This window comes from Flectobacillus sp. BAB-3569, from assembly GCF_002270355.1.
GTDB lineage: Bacteria > Bacteroidota > Bacteroidia > Cytophagales > Spirosomataceae > Flectobacillus > Flectobacillus roseus.
Map to the genome: position 1 here is coordinate 15129 of NZ_NJFZ01000029.1, position 21197 is coordinate 36325.

Below are 21197 nucleotides of genomic sequence, written 5' to 3' on the forward strand. Positions count from 1 at the left end.
CAATTCATCATTCACAACTCATCACTAATCCCTCTTTACTTATCCCCTTACCCCTTCTTTAAATTAATTTACTATGAAAAAAATACTTGTAATTGGAATGGGAAAAGTGGGCTCCTTGGTAGGGGTTTTACTTTCCAAAAGATTTGAAGTGACTGGTCTCGACAAAAACGGACCAGCTACAGAAGTGGGTTTTCCAACAATCAAAGGAGATGTCACAGACCGTGCATTGCTCGAAAAATTGATACCAGATTTTGATGCAGTGGTATCTTGCATGCCTTACAATCTGAATTTGGCCATAGCCGAAACGGCCTATCAATCAGGTAAACATTATTTTGACTTGACTGAGGATGTTCCTACGACGACTGCGATTCGTGCAATGGCAGCCCGTGGGAGTCGTGCGGTGTTGGCACCGCAATGCGGTTTGGCGCCAGGCTTTATTGGAATTGTGGGTGCTGACTTAGCCAATCGCTTTACTCGCTTGAGAGATATTGAGCTACGAGTTGGTGCTTTGCCTAAATATCCTAATGGCTTATTGGGTTATTCATTTACATGGTCACCTGCTGGGGTAATCAATGAGTATATCAACGACTGTGAGGTGATTCATAATGGTAAAGTAAAGCTTGTGCCAGCGCTCGATGGTCTCGAAACCATCAATATCGAAGGTATGGAATTTGAAGCTTTCAGTACTTCGGGTGGTTTGGGAACGATGTGCGAAACTTATGAAGGGAAGGTAGACACGCTTAATTACAAGACCATTCGCTATCCTGGGCATGGTAAATTGATGCGTTTTTTATTGTATGAATTAATCTTGAAAGACCGTCGTGAGTTGATAGAAGAAATTCTTACAGAAGCAAAACCTCCTGTTCAGGAAGATGTGGTATATGTCTATGCCGTAGTGGAAGGCTGGAAAAATGACCGCATCGAGCGTGAAGAGTTTTATCGTGCCTATTCACCAATCAAGATTGATGGGAAACATTGGCGAGCGATTTCATGGACTACAGCAGCTTCGATTGTGGCGGTGGTAGAATTGGTAGCGGATGGCAAACTCCCTCAAACTGGTTTTATCAAACAAGAAGATATACCTCTAGCAGATTTGCTTGCTACAACTACTGGGCAGTATTTTAGCTAAGTATGAAATGAGAAGCTATGGTTGATCTCCAAGTTTTCATCAAAAAGGGGGCGGAAAATATTTTCTGCTCCCTTTTTGATATTACTATGCTAGATATAACTCGGCTTAAGACGCAATCATTGCGTCTCTGCTGTTAAGATACAATCAATTCACTTAAGTCACATGACCAAATTCTTCAATTCAATATCTACATTTTAAGAATTTTTAACAAACAGTGCAACCCTTCTTTTTGCCCTCCTGTCCTTATTATTGAATTCACAAATTAGTATAGCGATAAGCTATATTAATCAACATATATCTGTCCATCAGGAAAATCAGGTGTTTCCCTTTTCGGTATCTGGCCAGTTCTCGAAAAGTATATTCTGACTCTCCATTAGTCCATTATTAACTATGAAAAAGTATCTTTTATTTTCAGCACTCATTAGTGCGTTTTTATTGGCAAGTTGTGAACCAGAACAAATTGCCGTTGATAATACTACCAACAATTCAACCGTAATTCCTTCAGCAGTACGTTTAGCTGTTAGTAACAATTTTCCACAGGCCGTTCAGGTAAGCTACTCAACACTTAGTCAAAACACAACCTATGGAGTAGATTTAAAAGTAAGTGGTAAAAGTATAGAGTTGACAATCACGGCTAATGGAACTGTTTTGAGTTCATTTAGTCTTTCGGATGATACGACAAAGGTATCTTTGCCTGCCAATGTAACGACTTATCTCAATACCAATTATGCAGGGTATAAATTAGAAAGGGTAGCAGCCGGTAAAGACAAAGATGGCAACACCCTTTATAAAGTTTTGATAGAATGGAATGACCAGAAAGTTACAGTAGTATTTGATGCCAATGGCGCTTTTGTTGCAGAGTTTAAAGAACCTAAGCGAGTAGGGCAAGTTAAGGGTAAGTTTAGAAAGTTTTATACCGTAACCTACGACCAGCTGCCAGCAACCATTCAAACGCAACTAACAGGTTATACCTTTGTTAGAGCTGCTGCCAATGCCGATTCTACGGGTAATAAATTTTACTTTGTGCTTGCCAAAAAAGATAGCGTTTTCTATGAGTTTTCGTATGATAATGCAGGTAAATTATTGACCACTAAAACTTATGCTCCTAATATTCGTAAAATTGAAGATAAGAGTCTCAAGCAGTCTGAACTTCCTGCTAACATTGCAACTTATTTGAATGCAAATTATGCTTCTTGGAAATATGAAAAAGGTATCAAAATTATCAAAAATGGAGCGGTAGATTCTTACTATATTTCCTTATCAAGTGATAAGAAATTGGTATTTCTGACCTTTGACGCCTCGGGCAATTTAACAAAAACGGTTAGTGGAGAATTGAAACTTCCTAAATTTGAAGATGTTAAGCTAACTGCAGATGTATTGCCAGCTACTATCACGAGTTATCTCAATACAACCTATTCGGGCTGGTCGCTTGACAAGGCGATAGCATTCAAAATAGATGGTGTAATCGAATCTTATTACTTACATATCGTTGTGGGTACAAGTAAATATCATTTATATTTTGATAAAGATGGGAAATTTTTGGTGGCAAAAATTGATAAATAGATAACTTAGCAGAAAGCTTTCTGCTTGAGTATTCAACCACATAAAATAAAGACAGACAACAAGGAAGATTTCAGCTTGCTAACGCTTTCTTGACATAAATCATAATGAAGTTTTTTATAAAACATATTGCCATTTTACTCAGCGTAATGGGTTTATTGCTCGGGTGTGACGAAATCAAAAAAGATGTGGTTCCTGTCACGCCAGTCGATGCTCAACCTGCTCTGTGGGATATTCATACGCTTTACACTGCTCCATCGAATATGGTGACAATTAATGTCAAAGATTTTTTGAAAAATCTGACTGGTCATGCCATCAAAATCGAAAAAAACGGAGCGTTCGGAAAAGCGTATTTTACCACCAATGGCAAATTTATTGTGTATGTACCCGACTCAACGGTATCGGACGCTACCGATATGCTGGTGTTGAGTGTGGTAAACTTAGATACCCAAAAACAAGTTAAAGATAGTATTTGGGTAAAAGTGACCAATAATTGGGATAAGGTTCCATGCAACGCAGGCGTTATGCCAGACCTGTTTCATTGTTTCAATAAAGGTACAGAATGTGTATTGGATGTCTTGAAAAATGATCGTTACTGTAATGCAATTTTAGATTCGGCAAGTCTTCAGATTGCTTTTGATCCACTTTTTGGGTCGGCTGTAGTCAAAAATAACCGAATTGTTTATACTCCCAAAAAAGACTACGACGGTTCTGATGTATTGTTCTATCGGGTCTGTTCGGCTGGCGCTCAGGGTATTTGTATGACAGCAGCAGTAAAATTAGATGTAGAAGGTTCTTCGACTAGAACATGTACAACCAATCTATTACCCAATTATTACGTTATTCCAAGTAATAGCCCGAAGGTACAATTAGATATTTTGGCGAATGATAATTTGTGTTCAACTTATAATACCAATACACTCAAAATAACCAAATGGCCCAAATATGGTACCGCAAGTGTCAATAGCGGTAAAATTGATTATGAGCCAGCATCATCAAGTTTTCCAGGATATTTAACGCAGATAGATGATTATTTAGAATATACACTTTCTGATAAATATGGTATTGCGTCACCAAGTGTATGGGTAAAAGTAAGTTTAATTCGAGCTACCAGCTGTGATGCCAAATTTGATAATGGCGTAATGGAAGTTTCAGAAACCATTGTTCAAGCCACACCATTTGAAGTACCTTACCAACTTTATCTTTCATCTTGCGCCGAGATTAGCTCGATAAGCATCGCTGAGCAAGGTTCACATGGAACAGCGTATGTAAAAGGTACCAAAATTTACTATCAAATTAGTGCTTGGGATAAGGACAAAGGAAAAGATCGAGACGATCAAATTAAAATAAAATTGACGACTACTCAAGGAAAAGAACTGAGTGCCAATTTTAAGATTAAAATCAAGAAATAAAGAGGCATTTGGAATCATAAAGAATTATACAAGTGGTTTGAATGTAAAGGCTTTCCCGAATTTCGGGAGAGTCTTTCTCGTAAAACTAATATTGTGATTGAGGTGGTTTTTCCCTTTTATATTTTCTGGAAAAGCGCAGTTACTTCGCCTATTGACTCAGCGTATGTGGAGGTATGATAGGTTATTAAAAATGAACAATTTAGAGTTTTGAAGGTTTGGTTTTATAAAATCATGCTGTTATTGAAAAGAAGTGCGAATGTAAGTTGTTAAGATTCATATAAAAATTGTTTGTTTTAACGTGTAGATTGCAATTTAAAAGTAGTGTAAATCGGGTTTGAGGAATTCATTCTTTTGCATCAACTCTAAATTTTACACTCACAATTCTACATTACCACTTAAGTGAGTACTCACTCAATGAAACTAATTGCCAACTGAATGATAAATGAACAGGATTTAGTCAGAGCCTGCCAGCGGAATGATCGCAAAGCCCAGACTGCCTTTTACAATATGTACAAGGGCAAGTTAATGGGTGTTTGTCGTCGTTATGCGCGTTCGAAAGAGGAGGCAGAAGACATTTATCAAGAAGCATTTGTCAAGATTTTTAATAATATCAAGTCATTAGAAAAGCCAGAGGCTGTTGGCGCATGGGTACGTAAAACCGTGATCCATACTGCTATTAACTATTATCATGCAAATTTAAAATTCCAACAAAATACAGATTATGAAACAGTTGTACTCAGCAATGATGATTACCCGAATATTTTAGCGACACTCTCAAGCGAAGATTTACTAGCACTTATTCACCAACTACCCGATGGCTATCGCATGGTTTTTAACCTGTATGTCATTGATGGCTATAATCATAATGAGATAGGGCAGATGCTTGGAATAAGTGAAAATACCTCCAAGTCGCAACTGTCTCGTGCAAAAGAGTTGCTCCGTAAACAACTAAAAAAACTGGGAATTGTCAGCTATGAACGCATCCAATAACGATATAGATCCCTTTGAAGATTTTTTCCACGATAGGTTCAATGATTTTGAATCTGACGTGGACGATGCGCTGTGGGCCAAAATAGAACCCCAGCTACCTTTACCTTCTTTCTCTCGACTGATGCTTTGGCATTTGGCAGCGGCAGTGGCGTTGCTACTGCTTTCGTTTGGGTTATTGCCAAGATTTGTTGACTCTTCAAATGTGGAGTTGAGTCATACAACAGCAGGTACATTGCGCCAAAATGAGGGAATTCAAGATGGGAAAAATACAAATGCTGAGTCAAAACAAACCTTTGACAAAAGCATACCCAATACCACTCGAGGTGCTGAGGTAAATCATAATAGTATCAATTCAGAAGCTTCAAAAGATCAAAAAGAGGACGGTTTAGTGAAAAGCGAAAAAGCTAATGCTTCTTCAGAATCCTCTTCAGCAAGCTCAACTAGTAAAACTGATGAGCCTGCATTGAGCTCAAATATTGGCAAGAAAAACCTCACGAAATCTACAGATGAGATATCTTCTAAATCTTTGAGAAAAGCGAAAAAGAACTTGAATAAAAAAGTAGTGCCTTCTGGTCTATCTACCGATGAATATGATAGAATTGTTCGTGCTACACAAAGTACAGGCGATTATTTGTCAACATCAGAAGAGGCATTGGAGCCTAATTTGGAGATTTTAGCCTCTAAAGAACCTGTTGATTTATCCGTAAAGTTTAACAAAGCAAGAATTAAGACACAGCAGCGCAAACCCAACCGATATTTTCAGCCAAGTAAACCTGTTTCCTTGTATTTTAGTGCGATGCCATTAGTCAATTACTACACAATAACACCAAATGGCTCAGATTCAAAATATGTGCATAATATCCAAGTAGATGACGATAATAGTCGCTTGGGTGTCTATCTTCAGGCAGGTTTGAAGTTTACTTTATCTGATAAATTCCAGTTGAAAACGGGTATTTCTTACACCAAATCTAGTCAGAGCATTAGTTTTAAAGTTCGTACAGATTCGCTGGTGGTACGCAGTGTAGATAACCAAACAGAAGATGTGGCGTTTGAGGAGCAAAACAAAACCTATGCTTTATCGTCTCATTATCTTGGTACACGAGTAGACTTGGAATATACTTTTTTGAAAGGCGATGCCCTAAGTCATCACGTGTTGGTAGGTATGGAAGGAAATACTAGCTTGAATGGAACTGCGGCTGGCAAAATCAATAGCTTTTTGAATATTGGCTATGGTATAAGCCGTCAAGTAGGAGACAATGCTTATATTTTTATTGAGCCAACCATGAGTATCGCTCTCAATCACCAATCGGATGCAAGCGCGCTTTTACTGGTAAGACCTAATAAGATTGGCTTTAATATTGGACTTAATTTTAAGATAAAATAACAATCAGAGTGTGTTTAGCAAAGCACACTCTGATTGTTAAATTGCCATCCCCAATTGCTTCAAGTGATGGTCTAAATGACAGACATAATCTTGTGCGACTTCCCAAAGGGTAGGATAGGCATCAGGTACGGTTTCTTTGCTCCAATTAGTCAAAACTTGATATTTTTCTTCTGGTAAGTTGGCCAATATGCGTATCAAATGCTTATTGAGCAGTCGCCATAATTCTAATAAATCATCAGAAGGATAAGACTGATAATCTGCCGATTTTACCCAAATATTCTGCTCGTAAATAATCTGTGCTTTGGATTGGTACTGACCTACTACAAAACGACGGATGTTGTTTTGTGCCGAGTCAATCAAATGACCAAGTACTTCTTTCTTACTCCATTTTTCAGGTGAGCTTTTCAACGATAGTGATTCTTCAGATTGAGATTGCCAATAAGCACTCACAATGTCTATTCTATGACTCAGCGATTCTAGTAGTTCTTTCATGTATACAAACAAGTTATGAGAGTATGAAAAAAGGATAATTACTCACACGTTTCGAAAAAGTTCAAACCGTTTCATTTTTCAAATTACCAAATTTTCAAATCAAAAATACTTTTTCTAAGGTAACAAAAAAAAGACTACACTCACAGAGCATAGTCTTTTATGGATAACCAGATAATCGTATTAAATTTTTACAAATAACTTATCTGCTGTTCTTCTAACCTTTTTCGCTTTTACTAAAGGGTCATTTGCTTCATCGCGGTAACCCAAAGCTAAAATGGAAACGCTTTTTAAGCCTTTTTCTTTCAAACCTAAAATTTCGTCAACTGCCGCAGGATTAAAACCTTCCATTGGAGTGGCATCTACTTGCTCGTAAGCAGCAGCTACCAAGGCAGTACCCAATGCTATATATGTTTGGCGAGCAGTCCAGTTGAAGTTTTCTTCAGCCGAACGACTCAAAATTCCACCAAAATTTGCTCTAAAACCAGCTAACGACTCTACAGAAATACCACGTTCTTCTGCAATTTGAACCATATAACTATCTACTTGTGCTTCAGTAACATTGTCCCAAGCAGCAAAAACCAAAATATGTGAAGCTTCTACAATTTGTGGTTGATTGTATGCCGCTGGTTGAATTTGTTTGCGCAATTCAGGATTTTCAATAACAAATACTGTATATGGTTGAAGCCCCATCGAAGATGCCGACAAACGGATAGCCTCTAAAATATGGTCGATTTTTTCTTCAGGAACGGTAGCTCCTGTCATTCTTTTGGTTGCGTAGCGCCAATTCAATTTCTCTAATAATTCCATGAGTTTGGTCAGATAAAATATTTAATGTAACGATGTTTAATGTATATACATTAAATAAACCAAAGGCTATGAAAAAAAGTTTCAGGGAAAGAGAAAATGTTAATTTTTTTGGAAAATATTATTGGAAAGAGAAAATTATAGCCAGAAGAAAGGCTTTTGTTTATGTGTGACTTTTTGAATAAGATTCGAGTCGTTGCATAGCTTGTTTGCGAACACTATTTTGTAAAAAACTTGACCAACCCAAAAGTTTTCCTTTTAGTCCTAAGGATTGACTGGCCCATTTGTAAAAATTAAAATGGTCATTTTGTTGATAGATTTTGTTTTCTGAGAATGAAAAGGTAGATGTGATGGTATTTACAACAGGCAATCCTGTACTTCCAAAAGTGTAAGAAGCCCTCCATGTAGCTTCTACCTTGTTTTTATGAGTACGAACTTTCAACAGTTCAATTTTCATATCAGAGCCTCGTTCTATCAGCATACGCCACATATCCATAACAAATGGCTGTTTTAGATAAAAAATGGGGTCTTTGAAGGTGGCTTTAGGATGATAGCAAGCTTCCATGCTTTGGGTATCTTTTTGGGCGAAGGCATGGTAAAAGTTAGTGATTAATTCTTCTTGTGTTGTCATTTGGGGTTGGTATTTAACAGTATAGCAATGTGTTGGTTCGGAAAAAGTAATTAAAGATATAGCCAAGAGAACTATCTAACTACAAAAGTGTTATTTTAACATCAATTTGAAAATAAAACATCCATTTTTTTATTATGCGGAAAATCACTCTAATACTATTACTAGCATCTTTTGCTTTTGGCTTTGTTGCTGACAAGCCAGCTTATTTAATTTATACTGGACAATTAAAGTCTAGTTCTTATGAAAAACTGATTTCTGACGCAAAGGAGGCTGATATTGTGTTCTTTGGTGAACTTCATGACAACCCAATTGCTCACTGGTTAGAGCTACAAGTTACTAAAGACTTATATACGGAAAAAGGGGGTAAGTTGGTTTTAGGTGCCGAAATGTTTGAGGCAGATAATCAGGTTGTTCTTGATGAATACCTGAAAGGAATTATTACAGGAAAGCAGTTTGAGACTGAAGCTAAAATGTGGCAAAATTATGCTACAGATTATAAGCCAATGGTCGATTTTGCCCAAAAAAACAAGATTCCTTTCGTGGCAACCAACATTCCACGACGCTACGCAAGCTTAGTTTCAAAAGGAGGCTTAGAAGCACTTAATCAGTTGAGTGAAGAAGGAAAAAAAAGTGTAGCACCACTCCCAATCACGGTCGATTTGAGCCTGCCAGGCTATGCTGAGATGATGAAAATGGGAGGGATGCACGGCATGGGAGGAAGTACCATTTCTGCCGAAAATATTGCTAAGGCTCAAGCAAGTAAAGATGCAACCATGGCACATTTTATTTTGAAGAACTGGTCGGAAGGCAAGGCGTTTTTACACTTTAATGGCAGTTACCACTCCAACAACTTTGAAGGAATTATTTGGTATTTGAAAAAGGCAAACCCAGCCTTGAAAATTGTCACAATCAACACTGTAGAGGAGGCTGACATCAAAGAACCTAATACCAAGCATAAAGGCTCTGCCAGCTTCGTAGTAGCGATTCCAAGCGATATGATTAAATCTTATTAGTTGCGAGGGCTTAGATTAGAAAAACTGTCTATTTCGGATATCGGATGTTGGATTTCGGAAGTTTAATCTTTTATGTTTTGTAAAAAATAGAGGTATTTTACTTTATTTCCGAAATCAGAAATCCCCAATCTGGAATAGTTGAAAATCCTTTGTGCTGTACTAATTCACCACTCACAATTCATCATTAATTCCTAGTCCCCGCTCATGCAAGATATTGAACCCTTTTATCAATGGGAAAGTCATTATGTGGCATCAAAAGACCCTCGTTCTCCCTTTTATGGAAGGTTGTATAATACTTCCATGTACGAAAATGATATTTATGGTTATTATATTCATCCATTTTGGGATGAGTTTGAATCTCCCACTTTATATTGTAAAATCCTTTTTGCCGATTATAATCGACAGTTTGTAATTATTGAGATGTTTGGTGAATGGAATGATACGCTCCACAACGATATTATGTGGTTTAAGCGCAATGTAATCGACCACTTGATTGGACAAGGAATTAATCAGTTTATTCTGATAGGAGAGAATATACTCAATTTTCATGGCTCAACCGATGACGATTATTACGCCGAATGGTTTGAGGAAGTAGAGGACGGTTGGATTGCAGCTTGTAATTTTAGAGATTTTATCCAGAAAGAATGGACCAAATATCACCTTGACTATTATATCAATTTTGGAGGTACCTTAGATGTGGTCAATTGGCGCACTTTACAACCTGTAGTACTTTTTGAAGTCATCAAAAGACTCATGGTGAGAAGATTGAACTAATGCTTTTTTGTTATAAAAATATCGAAAAAAGGTATTTTTTATTATAAATTAAAATTTAGAGTTTTGTCTTTCGAAATAAACAAATCAATACTGTAAGTATAATAAAGTATTGATTATTTGGAGTTTAGAAGGTTAACGAAATAGAATTTAAAGTTTGAGCCAAATGTCAATCGTATTCACTACCATCACAAGCGAAGAAGAAGTAAATCAGGTATTAGATTTACAACAACAAAATCTCAACAAGAACATTTCAGACGATGTGGCTAATAGTCAAGGATTTGTAACTGTTCAGCATAATTTTGATTTACTATCAAGAATGAATGCCGCCGAACCTCAAATCATTGCCAAAGATGGAGATAAAGTAGTGGGTTATGCATTGGTTATGCCCACGAGCTTTAGGTATGATATTCCTGTGCTTATGGCAATGTTCGATATGTTGGACGAACTCAACTACCAAGGTAAGCCAGTAAAAGAATACAAATACTATGCAATGGGGCAAATTTGTGTAGCCGAAGGGTATCGTGGACAAGGTATTTTTGATGGAATGTATGCCTTACACAAAGAGCGATTATCTGGTAAATATGACCTTTGTATTACCGAAGTTGCCAAGAGAAATACTCGCTCATTAGCGGCTCATGCTCGTGTAGGATTTGAGATTATTCACGAATATTTTGATACCACGCATCCAGAATTATGGGAGGTGGTTTTGTTGGACTTACGATAGGCTATTGAATGATTGAGCGAATGAGTGATTATTTTAAAGTAATCACTCATTCGCTCAATCTCCACTCACTCAATTATTCAATAATGTGTCCTACAAACTGGGCCGTATTATTAATAATTTTTCCTCCTTTTCTGAAGCCTAATCCGCAAGCTTCTCCAGCAAAAAATACACCTGCTTGGTAATAACTCCCTTCTGAATCTTGCAAGAAATCTACGTACTCTTGGTAAACTTTATTCTGTTCAAAATATTCCCCTTCTGTTTCCGAAACGGCATTTCCTGCGGTATCCAAGATTTTAACATTAGCGCCTTCACGTCCGAAAAGGACTTTTTCGACAGAAGTTTTATTGACTAATGGTGTTGACGCTGTTTCTAAAAGAAGTGGATGATTTGGGAATAATTGCCACAAAACTTTCAAAATACCTTTTGATTGGAAAAGAAGCGTATAAGCAGGATTTAACACAATTGTTTTATCATTTGTGACTAAATCTGTTAAAATCTGAGTTAATTCTGGCTCGTCCCAGCCTATGTATTCCCAAGGTACAAGCTTAAACCAAAAATCATAGCGTGTAAAACTGCCATCGTTGGAGCTTTGTTTGTAGATACCTTCCTCGCTCGAAAACTCTGTATTTTCAATATATTCAAAAGCGACTTCAAAGCCAGCTTCACGGGCAGCTTCGCCCAAAACCTGCATATTGGTATCGTCTTCTGGGTATCCTTCCATCGTTGAAATCAATAACGTTGGTTCATGCTTAGGGTTTTGCTTGCGCATTTCACTAAACTGTGCCACTAATGACTCGTACAAGGTATTAAACTGAAGAGTTTCGTCCAGACGATTGGCTTTTAGCGATGCCCACTGCACAACGGCTGTTTCGGGGATACACGTAGCTGTATCGGCATTAAATTCAATGAGTTTGATAGGTTTGCCATTGAGCCCCCCTGCCAAATCGAAACGCCCATAGATATGCCAATGACGGTCATTTTCCCAAGAATACTTTACTAATTCGACAAGATTTTCAGAAATACCTAATTCGGCAAATTTGTGTTGGTCAATTACATGCTGGGCGGCCTCAATGTACATTTCATATAGTTCATTGGCTGCGGCATAATACTTTTCGGCTTCAGCTTCAGAAACTACGACTACTTGGTTGGTCAAATAACTTTGGGTATCTTCTCCAAGCATCCAGTACCAGTCGGCATTTCGAAGGGCAGGCTCAGGAGAATTACTTAAACTTTTTAAATGAATCATAAATTTTGAAATTGGGTGAAATAAAATCGTGTAGGCTACCCATGAAAGCCTCCATGCGAGCTACTACGGAAAAAACCAGATCGCCCACCAAGTGGTCTACTAAAAGTGGTACGAGATGTATTGATAGAATGATGTACTTGCTGTGAGCTATTATATACTTGTTGGCTTACATAATAACGACGCCAAAGACTACTTCCAGAGTGATAACGATGTCGGTTGGTGGTATCTTTAGGAGTTGAATTTGAGCTAAATCCATTGCTCGACAAATCAGGTCGATAGTTCGAGTAGCTAGGACTCAAGGTTTTTCCTAGAAAATATCCCATTCCACCATACAGCAAGGCATTCGACAAACTTGAGCTTTGACCTATATGCTGTGGATGTCTGGCTACATCTTGGTCGATTAGTGCTTTTACAGCTCTTGGCGATAAAGTATCTTGTTTACCATCCAGATAAGTAACATATGCTACTGAGCTATCAGCATCAGTTTCAATTTCTTTCGTTATTTTAAAAACGCCTTTACTGGTTTCTGATATATATGTTTTTACACCTTTTTTATAAACTTCTACCTCTTCATAGTCTCCATCATCGTTTTGATTACTCGAACAACTTTGTAATAAAACCGCTGGTCCGAATAAACTCAAAGCGATTGTACTTCCTATAGTAATGTCTTTCACCTTCTTGATAAAAGCATGTTGTTTAGACGGGGTCATCTGAAATGTTGGTTTAATGGTTGTCAGTATATATTCAAAGTTAGGACTAAAAATGGAGTTACACTAAAATCTTTGAAGAATGGTTTTATGGCTTAAAGGAGCGGTTGTTTTTCGATGAAATTTCATAATTAACGAGTGTTTCTTGGCAAATTTACTATTCATGTAAAGAAAATGCCCATCTATTCAACAAAAACATCCATTCAAGAGGTAAGTCGGGTTTACTAAAATTGTGTACTCTACCTTTGTAAAGTTGTTTAGGCTATGACAACCCTCCAACGGTCTACAAACATCATTTGATTTATGTGGCGGCATAAATTAGGTTGATGAGACCGTTGGTTTTTTCCTAAGTATTTTACTTGATAAAAGTCTGTTTAAAATCATGATCAACCTCAGAAGATTTTTAGGTCTATCACTTGCTTCTCTTGTGCTATTCAGCTGTAGTAAAAATAATGATGTAGCTCCCAACACAGATGGATCAACCCCAACGAATGTTCCAACTACCTTTGGCGTTCGTCATGATATACCTTTATCAAAGTATGAAACCATTGCTACCAATCAAGCACCATTTAATACTTCTGACTATCCTGATTTTACCCCAGTAGTATTCATCAATGCAGATCATGGCGAGGCGAGTGGCACTTGCACAGGAACGCTTATTGGTTCACAATGGGTATTGTCGGCAGGTCATTGTTTTTTTGATCCTGCTAAAGATACGGCGCCAACAAGCATTGATAAGCTCAGTATATTGGTAGGAGCAGACCCTAATAATCCAATCGAAACACGTAGGGTTTCGGCTTTATATATAGCGCCAAGCTGGTTAGATGGCGGTGATTTTTATAAATATGGAAATGACATTGCGTTAATAAAACTTGCCTCGCCAATAACATCTGTAACCCCTGCTGCTGTGAATTTTACGATGGATGCAGAGACTATCGGAAGTACCGTATGGTATGCAGGTTATGGAGACTATAGTGCCCAAGCTGGACAAGACGCTAGCAAGCGTTCAAAAAAACATGCATTAGAAAATATCTTGGATCGTCGCATGGGAGGACTTACTCATGTAATCAATGGTGTGAATAATGAAGGAGGAACGTTGGCGTTTGATTTTGATGATCCATCAGGAATAATTAACACACTAGGAGATAGCTATGCCAATGACCAAGAAAAAGCCTTGGGCTCAGGTACAAGTACCAACAAGGCTTTGGACTGGGAAGCGACTACCGTACAAGGCGATAGCGGAGGCCCATTGTTGATGAAAATTAATTTTAAATGGACCGTCATTGGTGTACTGAATGGAGGAGTTACAGAACCGCTTGTTGGCTTGAAAGATGGTGCCTATGGTGATATCAGCACCTTCACCAGAACGGCTTCTTTCCGCACATGGATTCAAGATACAATGAAAAAGTAGCGTACCTATTACGGTGATAAATCAGTATTTACACAACATACCCATTATACACAACTTATTTTTTTACCTATTAAGTCGAATATTTATGAATATTGAGAACTTTTGCACAGCTGAACACGGATATTTGGAATTTAGATTTCAAAGAATTAAAATTCCAATTTCTCAAATTATAATGCTGCAAGCAGATTGCAACTATACCCATGTGTATCTTAAAGATGGGAAACACTATCTCTTTGCTCGAACTATCAAGTTTTTTGAGTATATGCTCAAAGAGTATAATTTTGAGAGAATTCATAAAACCTACATGATTAATTGCTCTCATATAAGGAATTATGATTCAAAAAGTCAAAACCTGATTTTGAGTGATAACCTGAAAGCAACTATTTCACGACGTCGAAAATGCCAATTGCGAGGACAAATCTCATGTCTGAACTAAGTTCCTAAATATCTAACAGTATTTTCTTGAACCATTATAAAAGCGAAATCCCACTCAAAAGGTGGGATTTCGCTTTTTACCAGTATGATAAAGTCAAATCTTAGTATTTGAAGATTTTTGACCCAGCCATTACATTTTGAGTTTTTGCGTCAAACGTTACTCTTTCGCCAGTACGATATGCTGCGTTAGCCATGATACAAGCAATTGAGTGTTGGTAACCTGCTTCGATTGGCGCATTTGGCGTTTTGCGAGAACGTACACATTCCATCCAGTTACGGATATGGTTTGATGTCAAAGCATCATAACCTGTGTTTGCGTTAGTTTCAATCTTAGTTACTTCGCTCAATGAAAGTTCAGGCAACAAGTTTGCTTTCATACCCATTTCTGCAGCTTCTCTTGCTGACAAACCACCACGAGGAGAGATTTTATTAGTTTCCAAGTTCAATTCACCACCGTTTGAGTAGTAAATTTCTTTGGTCCCACCTGCAGAGTTTGAGAAACGGCTTGTAAACTGTACTTGGAAGCCTTTGTTTTTGTCATTATCTGGGCCGTAATCAAATACTACTGTCATAGTATCTGCATTTTTACGACCATCGTTCCACTGATAAATACCACCGTTGGCTACAGCACTACGTGGATGTTCCAAGCCTGTAAACCAGTGTACCGTGTCAATTTGGTGGCTCATCCATTGTCCAGGAATACCTGAAGAATAAGGCCAGAACAAACGGTATTCTAAGTATTTGCGTGGGTCAAATGAATCAGCAGGACGGTTGATTAAGAAACGTTTCCAGTCGATATCCGACTCTTTTAAGATAGAAGTTAACTGAGGACGTCTCCAACGACCAGGCTGGTTCACGTTCCACATCAATTCTACCATTTTGATATCACCAAATTTTCCTGACTTGATATAATCCTCAGCCGCAAAGTAGTTTTGTCCACTACGACGTTGAGAACCAATTTGTACGATTTTTCCAGAGCTTTTTACGGCTTTCAATACCGCACGAGCATCATCCATCGTCTCTGCAAGTGGTTTTTCGGTATAAGTATCACAACCTGCTTGTACTGCTTCAATAGTGTGGATTGCGTGCTGGAAGTCAGCCGTAGAGATAAATACTGCATCTACTGCTTTGGCTGCATATAGCTCATCGTTATTGCGATAGGTGGTAATAGAGTTACCTAATTCTTTTTCCAAGAAAGCTTTTCCTTCTTCACGGCGACGATTCCAAAGGTCAGACACAGCTACCATTTCAAAGTTCATTTCTTTCATGAATGCTTTGAACGGAGGTACGTGTGAAGAACGGAAACGGTCAGAATAGCCAACACATCCTACACGGACACGGTCGTTGGCTCCTATAATTTTTGAGTATGATTTTGGACTAAAAGCCAAAGCACCTAAAGATGCAATAGCCGATTTTTTAACAAAGTCTCTTCTTTCCATGATAAACAGTGAGTTTGAAATGATTAGTTACTAGGTAAAATTTGGAGGTAAATGTTTGGAGCTATCAGCAAATAGCTGTCGGCTTTCGGAAAAGTTAAAATCCGATTGCTGAATGCTGATAGCCGTTTGCTTTAGTTTATTGTTCTAATCTTTAGATTTCTGAACGATACGTTGTCGCCGTGGTCTTGGAGGAGTATATTTCCTGTTTTGCCCATGCCAAAGCCGTCGTATTTGGCGTATTTGCTACGTGCTACAAGCGCTTTGAAAATGTTACTTCCTCTTTCATATTCTACCACTTTAAAGCCATTGAGCCAGTGTTGAACAATATTGTTTGGATATACAATGATACGACCTTGGTTCCAATCTCCAATTTTTCTTTGGAAACGTTTGTCTGGTTTATAAGAAGGAATCAAGTCATACAAGCTACCCAAGGTACGGTTACCCACTGCACCCATTTTAGCATCTGGATGTTTTTCATCATCTAATACTTGAAACTCCAGACCCACGCCAGATTTACCATTTGAATCGAAGTCTTCGTTTACAAAATATTTTACCCCAGCATTAGCACCATCTGACAATTTAAACTCAAATGTTAGTTCGAATGCCCCGTACTGTTCGGTTGCCACGATGTCGTTGCCTGTTTCAGAGCCATCAGAAGGACTTACATTAATAGCACCATCAATTACTTTCCAGTGAATAGTTGGCATTTTATCTTGGTGAACACCTCTCCAACCTGTAAAGTCTTTACCGTTGAAAAGCAATTTAAATCCTTGTGATTTTTCTTGCTCCGAAAGGGTATTGAGGGTAAGGTTTATAACAGGAGTACTGTCTGCTGGATGAGGATGAATATCTGCACCTGTTTGAATACGGATATTTCTCCAACGAATTTGCTGTCCAGGCGCTTGGTCTTTACCGATAGAGTGTACTTGCAAAGCAATAAATCCTTTGTCTGTTACATCATCAATCAAACAAGCTACTGGAATATCGTTAATCCAAGTACGAATAACATTGCCAATTGCCTCAACACGGTATTTGTTCCATTGTCCTCCACGTTTGAAAGCTTTTTGTCCCGCAGGGTTAATATTTGGAATATATAGCCAATCGCGACGACCTTCATCATATAAACCTCCCGACCATGCACGGTCTGATGGGTCAACTTCCATTTGATAACCATGGACACGACCGTTTTGATAATCAGGTTTCGACAAACTTCTGAACTGGATACCTGAGTTCATGCCTTCAGCTACGTTAAGTTCTACCTCGAAAACAAAATCACCATATTCTTTTTCTGTACACAAAAAGGAGTTGGGAGTTCCTGAAACCGTTGTGCCCACGATTTCACCGTTTTTAACTTCATATTTAGCTTGCCCACCAAGTTGTTTCCAACCTTTCAAGGTTTTGCCATCAAATAATGAAGTCCATTTTTCTTTTTGGGCATTAGCTGTAAAAGTGAGCGCACATACCAAAAGACATCCGTTAATAAACTTTTGTACCATAGAATTTTTTAAATAGATAGTTTTATACAAAAGTCTGGGATGTTTTTTTTTACTCAAAATGAGTATTTAAAAAGAGACGATTTAAGGTATGCTTCCGACATAAAGCAGGATAATACCATATAAGCTAGTAGAGAGTATGCAGTGTAAAACCTAATTTTAGTAATAACGTGAACAGGCAAGGAGGCTCAAAGTGATTGTGTTAACACTCTTTGCCTGTTCACTTTGTTACTAATCAACATAAAGTAATGCTTTGTCGACTTGGGCAGGGAGTGGTCCTTTGGTGACTAATTTGAGTGCTGCCAAGTTTGCACCCGCTTGTGAGCAAACTGCTGGTGTTTTTCCTTCGCTAAAGGCTGTTAAAAATCCTGCCCAATAGGCATCTCCCGCACCCGTAGCATCTATAACTTCGATAGGTTTTACACCCACTGTAATTTTTTCTTTTCCTTTATTATAAGAAATAACAGAGCCATCGCCACCTTTTGTCAAACAAATAAGGTCGGCGCCCATAGCATGAAAATCTGCTAAAATTTGTTCCTCTGTTACTCTTTTACCGTATAATCTTTCAGCGTCGTCTTCACTGAGTTTTACAAGTCCATCTTGGCCACAATATGCTGAAATAACTTTCCACGCTTGTTCTCTATCTGGCCAGATTTGAGGCGCATAATTACAGTCGATGCTAACACGGCAACCCAAGGCATTGGCACGCTTAGCGGCATCTACAATCGTACTTTGAGCAGGTTCTTGACTCAAGGCAAAGCAAGTAGTATGGAATACCGCTGACTCAGCCAGAAGTTCGTCAGAAATATGCTGAGGTTGCAACATGCGGTCGGCGGTGCGATATGCGATAAAATCGGGAGTGCCTTTTGTTCGAGATACCACAACGATACTCGTAGGCTGAAATGAGTCGACAGCAATGTGCTGTGTGTCGATACCAGTTTTTGCTACTTCGTCACGTAAAAAAACGCCTAGATTATCATTTCCAATACAAGAAATTAAGGCGACTGGTTGTCCCAAACGAGCCATGTTAGCGGCCATGTTGGCAGGACTACCCCCTTGAAAGCGTTCAAATTCAGGTGTTTCTAATATGCTAGAGGCTAATTCTGTTCCGATGAGGTCAACCAATAGTTCGCCTACCGAAAGTAGTACGTATTTTTTCATGATATAAAAATGGTTTTATGATTTGTGATGCAAATTAAAGATTTATTCCAAAGAATTTTATAGTTTAAATAAACAAACTAATTTCCTGAAAAGATATGTACAAAACACTACCTCTCATTACAATATTCTTATTTCATCTTGCTTTTGTCTCGTTTTCGTCAAATACTACTCCTCAAAAGCAAAAAAGTACGATCAAAAAAGTTTCGGATGATGAAGCGCTCAGAAAGAAAGCCGATGCTTTGGCTCACCGTTTTGTGATTGTGGATGGTCACGTAGACTTGCCGTATCGTTTGCATGCCAAAATGGAGGACGTTTCAGTACAGACTTCGGGTGGCGATTTTGACTATGTTCGCGCTAAAAGAGGAGGTTTGACAGCGCCTTTTATGTCGATATATGTACCTGCTGATTTACAGAAAAGAAAAGGTTTTTCGAAAGCTTTAGCGGATTCGTTGATTGATTTGGTAGAAAACTTAACCAAAACCTATCCCGATAAATTTGCCTTAGCAAAAAGTCCAGCTGACATTTTGCAAAACTTCAAAAAAGGCTTGATTTCTTTGCCTATGGGTATGGAGAACGGCTCGCCAGTAGAGAGTAATCTTGAAAACTTCAAACATTTCTACGACCGTGGTGTACGCTACATTACGCTGTGCCACGGCGAAGATAATTTTATTTGTGACACTTCTTATGATACCACTCGCACTTGGGGCGGTCTGAGCCCGATTGGTCGTCAGGTGGTACGCGAAATGAATCGTTTGGGTATCATGCTCGATTGTTCACATATCTCCGATGATACTTTCGAACAAGTGGTGGCTTTGTCTAAAGCCCCTGTTATTGCTTCACATTCATCTTGTCGCAGTTTTACCCCAGGTTTTATTCGGAATGCTCCCGATGTTTTGATTCAAAAAATGGCCAAAAAAGGAGGAGTTATCATGATTAATTTTAGCTCTATGTTTCTGGATTCAGCTTCAAACAAAGCCTACGAACTCAAACGCAATGCTATAAAAGCTTTTCAGAAAAGTAAAAACCTTTCTGCGGATGCACCAGAAGTACAGGCTTTTGAAAAAGAATACGTGGCTAAGTACCCAACTCCGCTAACTACTGTAGAGCGAGTGGCTGATCATATAGATCATGTCGTAAAAATTGCAGGCATCGACCACGTAGGACTAGGTTCGGATTTTGATGGGGTAGGACCCACACTTCCAGATGGTCTCAAAGACTGTTCAGAAATACCGAATTTGATTTATATTTTGCTTAAAAGGGGCTATTCAGAAAAAGCTATCGAAAAGATTTGTTACAAAAACTTGTTCAGAGTGTGGAATCAGGTGGATAAGGTGGCGGAGAGGAAGTAGAGAGTCTGAATATGAACGTTCTCAATTTTATTAGCGTATGAAAGACTATTTTTAATCTAGATTTAGCAGTAGAGACACAATGCTTTGCGTCTAAAGATATGTCAATGTCATCCCAAATTTTGAGATTTCTTCATAAAGTATTTTGTTCTTGAATGTCAACATTCAACCTTTAGACCATTGAGCTTTAGATAGTGCTAAAATTTTCTGTGATGATAAGGGATTTTGTGTCGGTTCATTAAAACGGCGTTCGAAATGAGTTTTTCGAACGCCGTTTTGATAACACTATCTATCATTTATATTACGATAATCACTCAGTCAACAATCACGTAATTAGGAATGATTTATCCGTGTACTTATACAGGAATAGCATTTCTTCTATCTTTTACCAGCAGAGGTATATATTTATTTTTAATCTGTATGTCCCCTAATCCTAGTCTTTGGTATATATTTCCACCTATACCAGGGATAACTTCGTCCTCATCCGAAATTTCATCATCGATGGCAAAATAGATATATTCAAACTTTTTACTTATAGAAGATTCAAATTCTTTATTAAGAGAATTCTCTGCTGATTTGAACATAACAGGAGCAACTATGAAGATTTTATCTGGATTAATTTGATTAATAAGAAACATCAAATTTGTTCGCACAACACATGAAGTATAAATAATCGATTTACAAATTATTAAGGTCTTACAGTTTGAAATTTCTTCGATATAAGACTTCACAATTGGAGCTATTGTGAGTTCTCTATCATTGTCAACTTTTGCTCGTAAGTTCCAAAATACAGCCAAATTGATATTGGTATTCCATAAAGTCTGTAGTATTCCTTTGCCAAGCCAATCTGCATCTTCAGAGGTACAGGCAAGTACTATTTTTTCAGAAGAAGTAATTTTGGGATTAATATGTAAAGCCAGCTTTCTACCTAAAATACTTAGAGCATTCGCATAAATCTCTGCACGAGTTTGCTTATCAGCTAATAGAGAAAGATTAGCCTGAATTTCTTCATCTTGTTGGGCAAAAATTGTATATTCTCTCATGGG

At 38.0% G+C, this 21197-nt stretch carries 20 protein-coding genes; 11 read left to right on the plus strand and 9 right to left on the minus strand.

All coding sequences use genetic code 11. The annotated features are described in order from the left end of the window. The first annotated feature begins 73 nt into the window (after window positions 1-73). From BWI92_RS22400 to BWI92_RS22420, 5 genes are all read left to right on the plus strand, one after another. Complete coding sequence (locus tag BWI92_RS22400) at window positions 74-1129, plus strand: saccharopine dehydrogenase family protein (protein WP_095166993.1); 1056 nt, start codon at window positions 74-76, stop codon at window positions 1127-1129. A 390-nt stretch (window positions 1130-1519) separates the two neighbouring features. Further along, a complete protein-coding gene (locus tag BWI92_RS22405) occupies window positions 1520-2692 on the plus strand; it encodes a PepSY-like domain-containing protein (protein WP_095166995.1) in 1173 nt (390 codons plus the stop codon). A 104-nt stretch (window positions 2693-2796) separates the two neighbouring features. Continuing rightward, window positions 2797-4101 (plus strand): hypothetical protein, encoded by a 1305-nt coding sequence (locus BWI92_RS22410; protein WP_141234885.1) that lies wholly within the window; start codon window positions 2797-2799, stop codon window positions 4099-4101. A gap of 435 nt (window positions 4102-4536) precedes the next feature. Next, window positions 4537-5091: an RNA polymerase sigma factor gene (locus tag BWI92_RS22415; protein WP_095166998.1), complete on the plus strand. Its 555-nt coding sequence runs from the start codon at window positions 4537-4539 to the stop codon at window positions 5089-5091. Beyond that, entirely contained in the window at window positions 5075-6475 is a 1401-nt protein-coding gene (locus BWI92_RS22420; protein ID WP_095167000.1) for an outer membrane beta-barrel protein, read from the plus strand. Before BWI92_RS22415 ends, BWI92_RS22420 begins: the two co-directional genes overlap by 17 nt. 36 nt (window positions 6476-6511) lie before the next feature. Here the strand turns inward: BWI92_RS22420 and BWI92_RS22425 are convergent, their stop codons facing one another. From BWI92_RS22425 to BWI92_RS22435, 3 genes are all read right to left on the minus strand, one after another. Next, entirely contained in the window at window positions 6512-6967 is a 456-nt protein-coding gene (locus BWI92_RS22425) for a DinB family protein (RefSeq protein WP_095167002.1), read from the minus strand. Between the two features lie 180 nt (window positions 6968-7147). Then, window positions 7148-7774, minus strand: coding sequence for an NAD(P)H-dependent oxidoreductase (locus tag BWI92_RS22430; protein WP_095167004.1), 627 nt, complete (start codon window positions 7772-7774; stop codon window positions 7148-7150). A gap of 160 nt (window positions 7775-7934) precedes the next feature. Next, a complete protein-coding gene (locus BWI92_RS22435) occupies window positions 7935-8402 on the minus strand; it encodes a nuclear transport factor 2 family protein (protein ID WP_095167006.1) in 468 nt (155 codons plus the stop codon). Between the two features lie 134 nt (window positions 8403-8536). Between BWI92_RS22435 and BWI92_RS22440 the strand changes: the two genes are divergently transcribed. From BWI92_RS22440 to BWI92_RS22450, 3 genes are all read left to right on the plus strand, one after another. Continuing rightward, the gene (locus BWI92_RS22440; protein ID WP_095167008.1) at window positions 8537-9415 is read left to right on the plus strand and encodes a ChaN family lipoprotein; all 879 of its coding nucleotides are present in this window, start codon (window positions 8537-8539) and stop codon (window positions 9413-9415) included. Window positions 9416-9619: 204 nt separating this feature from the next. Beyond that, the gene (locus BWI92_RS22445) at window positions 9620-10189 is read left to right on the plus strand and encodes a hypothetical protein (RefSeq protein ID WP_095167010.1); all 570 of its coding nucleotides are present in this window, start codon (window positions 9620-9622) and stop codon (window positions 10187-10189) included. A 163-nt stretch (window positions 10190-10352) separates the two neighbouring features. Further along, entirely contained in the window at window positions 10353-10913 is a 561-nt protein-coding gene (locus BWI92_RS22450; RefSeq protein ID WP_095167012.1) for a GNAT family N-acetyltransferase, read from the plus strand. A gap of 73 nt (window positions 10914-10986) precedes the next feature. On the opposite strand, the gene BWI92_RS22455 is transcribed toward BWI92_RS22450, so the two are convergent. Continuing rightward, a complete protein-coding gene (locus tag BWI92_RS22455) occupies window positions 10987-12159 on the minus strand; it encodes a glutathionylspermidine synthase family protein (protein WP_095167014.1) in 1173 nt (390 codons plus the stop codon). Between the two features lie 35 nt (window positions 12160-12194). Further along, the gene (locus BWI92_RS22460; RefSeq protein ID WP_095167016.1) at window positions 12195-12869 is read right to left on the minus strand and encodes a hypothetical protein; all 675 of its coding nucleotides are present in this window, start codon (window positions 12867-12869) and stop codon (window positions 12195-12197) included. 379 nt (window positions 12870-13248) lie between these two features. Between BWI92_RS22460 and BWI92_RS22465 the strand changes: the two genes are divergently transcribed. Both BWI92_RS22465 and BWI92_RS28930 read left to right on the plus strand, forming a co-directional pair. Further along, window positions 13249-14277: a trypsin-like serine protease gene (locus BWI92_RS22465; RefSeq protein WP_095167018.1), complete on the plus strand. Its 1029-nt coding sequence runs from the start codon at window positions 13249-13251 to the stop codon at window positions 14275-14277. 85 nt (window positions 14278-14362) lie between these two features. Then, window positions 14363-14713 carry a LytTR family DNA-binding domain-containing protein gene (locus BWI92_RS28930; RefSeq protein WP_095167020.1) on the plus strand — a complete coding sequence of 117 codons (351 nt, stop codon included), beginning with the start codon at window positions 14363-14365 and terminating at the stop codon, window positions 14711-14713. A 100-nt stretch (window positions 14714-14813) separates the two neighbouring features. Here the strand turns inward: BWI92_RS28930 and BWI92_RS22475 are convergent, their stop codons facing one another. The 3 genes from BWI92_RS22475 to BWI92_RS22485 form a co-directional block, all read right to left on the minus strand. Continuing rightward, the gene (locus BWI92_RS22475; RefSeq protein ID WP_095167022.1) at window positions 14814-16151 is read right to left on the minus strand and encodes a Gfo/Idh/MocA family protein; all 1338 of its coding nucleotides are present in this window, start codon (window positions 16149-16151) and stop codon (window positions 14814-14816) included. Window positions 16152-16282: 131 nt separating this feature from the next. Then, window positions 16283-17647 carry a DUF1080 domain-containing protein gene (locus BWI92_RS22480; protein WP_095167023.1) on the minus strand — a complete coding sequence of 455 codons (1365 nt, stop codon included), beginning with the start codon at window positions 17645-17647 and terminating at the stop codon, window positions 16283-16285. Between the two features lie 228 nt (window positions 17648-17875). Further along, entirely contained in the window at window positions 17876-18805 is a 930-nt protein-coding gene (locus BWI92_RS22485; protein WP_095167025.1) for a carbohydrate kinase family protein, read from the minus strand. Window positions 18806-18900: 95 nt separating this feature from the next. Between BWI92_RS22485 and BWI92_RS22490 the strand changes: the two genes are divergently transcribed. Then, window positions 18901-20154 carry a dipeptidase gene (locus tag BWI92_RS22490; RefSeq protein WP_095167027.1) on the plus strand — a complete coding sequence of 418 codons (1254 nt, stop codon included), beginning with the start codon at window positions 18901-18903 and terminating at the stop codon, window positions 20152-20154. Window positions 20155-20507: 353 nt separating this feature from the next. Here the strand turns inward: BWI92_RS22490 and BWI92_RS22495 are convergent, their stop codons facing one another. Then, window positions 20508-21194: a hypothetical protein gene (locus BWI92_RS22495; protein WP_095167029.1), complete on the minus strand. Its 687-nt coding sequence runs from the start codon at window positions 21192-21194 to the stop codon at window positions 20508-20510. Between the last annotated feature and the right edge of the window lie 3 nt (window positions 21195-21197).